The organism is bacterium (Candidatus Blackallbacteria) CG13_big_fil_rev_8_21_14_2_50_49_14, assembly GCA_002783405.1.
Taxonomy (GTDB): Bacteria; Cyanobacteriota; Sericytochromatia; order UBA7694; family UBA7694.
This window is the reverse complement of record PFGG01000034.1, coordinates 11,290-17,151: the sequence shown is the minus strand read 5'-3', so window position 1 is coordinate 17,151 and position 5,862 is coordinate 11,290. Positions and strand designations below refer to the sequence as shown.

At 46.9% G+C, this 5,862-nt stretch carries 4 protein-coding genes and 1 pseudogene (1 of these 5 only partly in view); 3 read left to right on the top strand and 2 right to left on the bottom strand.

Features of this window, described 5'->3' with window-relative positions; all coding sequences use genetic code 11:
• Positions 1 to 57 precede the first annotated feature (57 nt).
• Positions 58 to 1,116 (top strand): hypothetical protein, encoded by a 1,059-nt coding sequence (locus tag COW20_06775; GenBank protein PIW49174.1) that lies wholly within the window; start codon positions 58 to 60, stop codon positions 1,114 to 1,116.
• On the opposite strand, the gene COW20_06770 is transcribed toward COW20_06775, so the two are convergent.
• The gene (locus COW20_06770; protein ID PIW49173.1) at positions 1,100 to 1,564 is read right to left on the bottom strand and encodes a hypothetical protein; all 465 of its coding nucleotides are present in this window, start codon (positions 1,562 to 1,564) and stop codon (positions 1,100 to 1,102) included. The two genes, COW20_06775 and COW20_06770, sit on opposite strands and share 17 nt — an antisense overlap.
• A gap of 45 nt (positions 1,565 to 1,609) precedes the next feature.
• On the opposite strand from COW20_06770, the gene COW20_06765 reads away from it, so the two are divergent.
• A complete protein-coding gene (locus COW20_06765) occupies positions 1,610 to 3,532 on the top strand; it encodes a hypothetical protein (protein ID PIW49172.1) in 1,923 nt (640 codons plus the stop codon).
• Between the two features lie 456 nt (positions 3,533 to 3,988).
• On the opposite strand, the gene COW20_06760 is transcribed toward COW20_06765, so the two are convergent.
• Complete coding sequence (locus COW20_06760) at positions 3,989 to 4,630, bottom strand: hypothetical protein (GenBank protein ID PIW49171.1); 642 nt, start codon at positions 4,628 to 4,630, stop codon at positions 3,989 to 3,991.
• A 349-nt stretch (positions 4,631 to 4,979) separates the two neighbouring features.
• Here COW20_06760 and COW20_06755 point away from each other — a divergent pair.
• Positions 4,980 to 5,862: pseudogene (locus COW20_06755) on the top strand (hypothetical protein) (it continues 149 nt past the right edge of the window).

Below are 5,862 nucleotides of genomic sequence, written 5' to 3'. Positions count from 1 at the left end.
TTATTCGCGAACAATAGCTTTTTGATTCTCTTTTATTCTCTCACTGCATTTTCGCAGATGCTTCAACCAAGCCAATTCAGGCCCCTAAAAACATCATACAATACCGCATTCCAAGCAGGGTTTATGGCTTGTGCCCAAATAATGGGGCTCAAATGGTCAGCTCAGGCGGGCATATCAGAGCAATTGGTTCAACCTTTGGTGGTAGCCGGAATGGTATCTGCCTTTGAGCAGTACCTAATCATCACCAAAGGCTGCCGTCCCAGTAGTTTGGCCAATGCTCGCTGTATTCTTGGTAAGTTTGAACGCCATTTGCAAGGGCAGGGAAGTGCTTGTTACCCGCACCAGGTCCTGGACCTGGTGCATACTTTTCTGGTAAGGTTCCACCATCCAGCCTACCGTTATACCGCGATCTATTATCTTCGGCTCTTTTTTGATTTCCTGGGTTGGAAAGAAAACCCGGCCCGCCAGGTCAAGCTGCCCAAGATCAACCCAGCTCAGGGGAGACATTTCTTGGCCCCTGAGGAATGCAGAGGCTTAATGGCGTATCTGGCTTCCCAGGCAGAGCTGGGGAAAATGCTTCGGGAACAGGCTTTGTTTTTGCTGCTTTTGTATACGGGTATCCGTATTGGGGAGGCCCTGGCTTTGGCCTGGGAAGATATTGCCCAAGATGGTACCATCTTAATTCGTGATAGCAAGACTCATACCGCCCGTATCATCTATATTCCCAAACTGGTCTGGAACGCCTTGGGCCAGTATCGAGATACTTGTCCCCAAGGGCGCTATGCCTTTCCGGGCAAGTCCCCTGAATACCCCATCACCTATGGGGTCATTCGTGTCGCATTCAAAAACATTTTGTGTCATGTCGGTATTGATCGGCGTGGCTGTAATCTACACAGCTTGCGTCATACTTTTGCCCGTTCCTGTATCCAGGCAGGTATGCGGCGTGAGGAGATTCAGCAGTTTCTGGGCCATAAAGACATTCGCACCACGGAAATTTACACCCGTTTGCTGGCAGAAGATGTGCGCCAGCAAAGCCCACTGGCCCACAAGGCAGTGGCAAATTTCATTTCTGGCTCGCTTTCTTTGAGCGTTTTCAAAATCAGGAAGCCCAGATGATCCCCATGATGAAACTGACAATGACATATGAAAACAAGACCAATGCCATGCCGACAATGACTTTAATGAGGGTCTGTTTGAGTTGGTTATGGGCTTCTTCCGTGCCCGAGATGGCCCTAAAAGCGCTCCAGACCAGTAAATACAGGGCGACGCTGGCAGCCAGACTGGCCGACCAAGTGATCACCAGGCGCATCAGGCTCTGGAAATTGATATTTGGCCCTGGTAGGGTGGCCAACTCGTCTCCGAGACGGGCTTGGGAACCAGCAAGATGTTCGGTTGCTTTTTCAAAAGCATCAAGGCCGGTCTCGGGGTTAAAGTCTCGCCCTGAATTGGTGTTGTTATCGCGAATTGCGTTAACGTTTGCGTTGCCACGCTCAGGCTCAGTTAAAGCAGCAGTAACGGGCATTTCCACCCATAAAAAAATGCAAATAATCGAAGAGAGGAGCAAGCATTGACTTTTTCGTGAAAACATGTACCGTGGAGCGAGAAAATAATGCGTAAAGCCATGAAAAATCTTCTTAGATTACCTGAAAAAGGAGAAAAAGGCAATGATAAATCATCGCTCCCCAAATGGGCAGGAAAGCAGCTAATAGCAGTCGCTTTGGCTTTCAGCACACAGTATGGCGGCATTTTGCAAACCAAGTCTGCTGATGCGGCACAGAAGGCAAACACGCATGTGAGCCAGATGCAGCAAACGCCTGAGCTTGCACAGCTCGATCATAATTATATGCTAGTGGATGAAGAACGTACTTTGAAGGGCGGCTTGGCGCTGATGCTGGGTGCGCCCGTAATTGTTTTTCCCGTACAAGATGCAACATCAGGCGAGCGGTATATCATGGTTCACGAGGATGGCACCTCTGGAGATGCAGACGTACCAACCCATGCCAAGGCTTTGGGGAAAGCGATGGGAGCCGATGGGCTGAAGGACATCTACCCAGATTCTCAGCAGTTCATGGATTTCACTCAAGAGCAACTGGATGGGGTTCAGCTGACAAGTGATGAAAAGCGACGCATTTACTTTGCTCGCGCCTTCTTTTGGTCTTCAATGACACAATGGAAACATCGGGAGGGTGACGGTAACAAGGAAGGCATTAGCACGGGAACAGATATCATCAATCAAAACTTTGATACAGCGGTGGCAAGTTTTAAAGCCCTCGATGATGGTAGCGAATGGTTTCAGGAGCGCCTGAAAGATATAGAGGTGTTTAGAGCCACTTCACACACTGCCTCATTGTGGGCGGCCACCTTCGCCACGAAAGCTGTTTCCAGAGATATTGACAATTACAGCCGGAGAGTGGGTTATGTGGCTACCATTCAGCGGGCGGCCCAAATTATGCAAGAACGTACCAAGACGTACCTGACTGGCCATAAGCCAAAATCTGAATTTATGATGGATCAGGCCATTTTTGGCCGCTTGGCAGATTTCAACCTCCGCTACCTGAAGCGTCTTCCTGAAAAAGGTTGGTTTGCAGACCAGCGGTTTCGTGATGCCATGGCAAGTATTGAAGCAATACTGCCTGTTTTTCAGCAGGCTTTTGATGCTGTAGGCACTGGGACGGAGTTGCAAAACCTACAACAGGCCCGAGAGCAGGTTGTTCATGCTGAGCAATTGCTCGGGTATCAGGCCATCCTTGCTTCCAGTGCCTATTCTTATCCAGGGATTACTTCTGAAGAATTGAATAGCTGGGCAAACAAAAACTTCCAAACGGCTCAGGCCCTGCTCCGTGAACATGGTGTTGAGAAATTACATCTGCCCTCAGAGCTTGGGCAGAACATACAACAAGCGCAGTTTGCCTATTTCCAAGTGGCTCCAAAATACGAACTGCTGGCCAGTGCAGCTAACACAGGTCAGAAACTTCGAGCGCTTTTTGCTCAGGTTGAGGGCCAAAAGGGAGTTTGGTCAGCAGGGAATAAGGCAAAGCTTCAACAAATCTACTCAGCAGCTTTAAACTCGCCTTCCGATCAAGCACAGCGCGAATTTGTTGCTGTGCTCAGGGAAGGCATTAAAGTTTCGCATCCCAACGTGCGTATAAAACCTTTTGAGGAAACAGGACTCACGCAAAATTATGCTCTGTCACCGATTAACCGGGAAATCAATGGCGTGGTCATGAGAACCACAGAGCACCCCGTTGATACGGTGGAGGCCAAGTTTTCCCTCGAAAATACCCTGCCTATTCCCCTGCGGGTAACTTTTGTGATGGAGCTTTCTGGTGCTGACAATCCCCGTGATGTGCGTGAAGTCTGGTTGCATGCCAATAAAATTGCCGATATTCATTATATCGGGCATGTCTCGATCACGCAGACACGTCGTGGCGGAGGAAATGCGACGCCTCGTGCGGATCTTCAGGTTGCGATGAATGGGGTACAGGAGGTGGCTTCGGGCACCTGGGGGGAGCAGATAGCCAGCCTTAAATGATGTGAGCCTTCATGGTTTCACAAAATTGTAGCCTGAGCTAAAAAAAGTGTGAGTATGATACACAGTGCCAGAAGAAATGAAGCCAATGCTTGGTAATAGAGCCGAACTTGGTTTACCTCACTGAGTGCCTGAAACTCTTTCTGGCTGACTTGGCCAAAGATGAAGCGAATAATAGGCAGAGACGGCATTTGGGGACGTTTCTGGATGGGGAGACGAGCCATAAAAATGGGGACGTGTGAAAGATATTCACCGTTATAATATCATTTTAAAAACAATACACACAATAAAAAACTATTAGAAAATTATCAGAAAACTATCAAATATATACTATTTTAATAGGGCTTTTTATCGGCTATCTCTGCTATATCTTTACGGGTTTTCGATGCGATTTAAAACTATGCAAGGCACATGACCACAGAACTTTCGAGAATTTTTCAAAAGGACTGCTGTATATAGCTAGATTATCTTCTGCTTTAAACTTTCAAGGCTGCTGCAGCCGGCTTTTTTACAAATTTTTCTGAGATGCGTTTTGACTGTGTTGGTGCTCAAGTTTAATCTGACAGCGATCTGTGCCTGTTTTTCCCCTTGGCAGAACAAAGAAAGAACCTCTTCTTGCCTATTGGTTAAAGGTTGTGCCCAGACAAAAGGTTCCTCGGGTTCGAGGGATTTCAGATGCATCTGGTAATAGACGGCAGGTTCCCAGAAGTATCCTCCCTGGAGAATCTTGTGGACAGCCTTTTCGAGGGTTTCAATTGGGCCGCCCTTGATTACGTATCCCTGAATATGCCTATGGGCTGTGTCTTTCCATTCAAGCCAGTCATCATAACCACTGTAGAGGAGAATTCGCGGTCGCTTCTGAAGTGTTTTACAAAAGTGAGCAATACTGAGCCCATTTGCATCAGGTAAATTCAAGTCCAAAATAACCAAGTCACAGGGTTGGTCTCGAATTTTTTTGATTGCTTCACGGCCAGATGAGGCCTTATTTAGGATCTGAAAGTGATATGGGATGTAACAGCTATTGGTCATCCAGGCTTCCAAGAGATCCAGGGTATGTAGGTCATCATCGACAAGTGTAACAGTGACAGTTGGCAGTATCAAAATAATGTCCCTGCAATATAAATTTTGATTAAATTAAAACATATTTGAGCGTAAAAGTAACTGATCAAATGGATGAAAAATCATAATTATTTGTCAGAATTGCCCATAGATAGGGCTTTGGGGGAGCAAATTGCGTTTTAACAAAACGGCCTTCAGAAATAAGCTGAACTGTTTGGGGGATCACCCACTGGGTGATATGCAGATTTTAATTGACGTGTTATAACCTTAAACAGAATGAGTGACGTTTGTCACTGGTGAGCCACGTGTGTGACAAGTAATTGGGGCGATTTTTAATAAAAACCAGAGGTTGTCTTCATTGTTTTGGGATTTTTCGGGGGATAGACAGAAGATGTTCCGGGCGATTTTGTCTGCAAAGACAGGATATCTGGCTCTATTCATCTGTGTTTTATTTTTTTTGTCAGGTTGTATTCCGGCTGGCTCAGCCAATACAGATTTTTTTCTCCCCTCTGTACCCAAACAAATTTTGCCCAAAAACACTTCTCCTGTAACCTCAGTTAAAGTAAATCTACCCAGAGCAGAGCAAAACCAGAAAACACAAATTGAGGCCGTTGAGGCAACTCAGCCCAAGATTGCACCCACCAGTTTACCCACAGCATCACCCATACCCTCTCAAGGGACGACAAATCGAGATTCTTCGCAACCGATTGTGGTCATATCTTCCAGCCCTCCATCAGTTGCTCCGGCTGCAGGGGGAAATGGTGTGTTTCCTTCTCCTATACCCCAAGCGACGCTGCCGCCCCCTGGCTTGCATATTATTACTGGGGTCTTTATTCAAGGCCAGAATATTATGGGGGCCTCTGCTCCGGCTGCACTGCATGCCAATTATTTGGGCAAAGTGATTCAGTTGAGCATTCAAGGCTATTTTTATCTGGGAGCTGCTCAACCAGAAGATGTGGATGTTTATCTCGACAACGATATCGAAACCAATACGCTGTCTGTCAGCAACAATCGCATTGAGGCAAGTTTCAACACGGCCAATATCCCAGATCTCTATCTGGTTGGCAGTAGCCACACCCTTACTCTGGATTTGCCTGGGCAAACTCTGAAGGTTGAAATTCGGGTGGGAGCGCCTGATGTGACAGTGCCTCTGGCACCGCAAATCCAGCAGATTGAGGTGGTTCGAGATGAATTTGACGAGGTAGAGTACCTCCAAATTAAGGGAACCAATTTGATGTATAACCCCAATTTTGCCCAGGTTAAAGTCAATCAAG

What these genes read in the sequence shown, in the direction of transcription:
- COW20_06765 (PIW49172.1), top strand. Translation starts at nt 1,610, where the DNA reads ATGCGTAAAGCCATGAAAAATCTTCTTAGATTACCTGAAAAAGGAGAA.
- COW20_06775 (PIW49174.1), top strand. Translation starts at nt 58, where the DNA reads ATGCTTCAACCAAGCCAATTCAGGCCCCTAAAAACATCATACAATACC.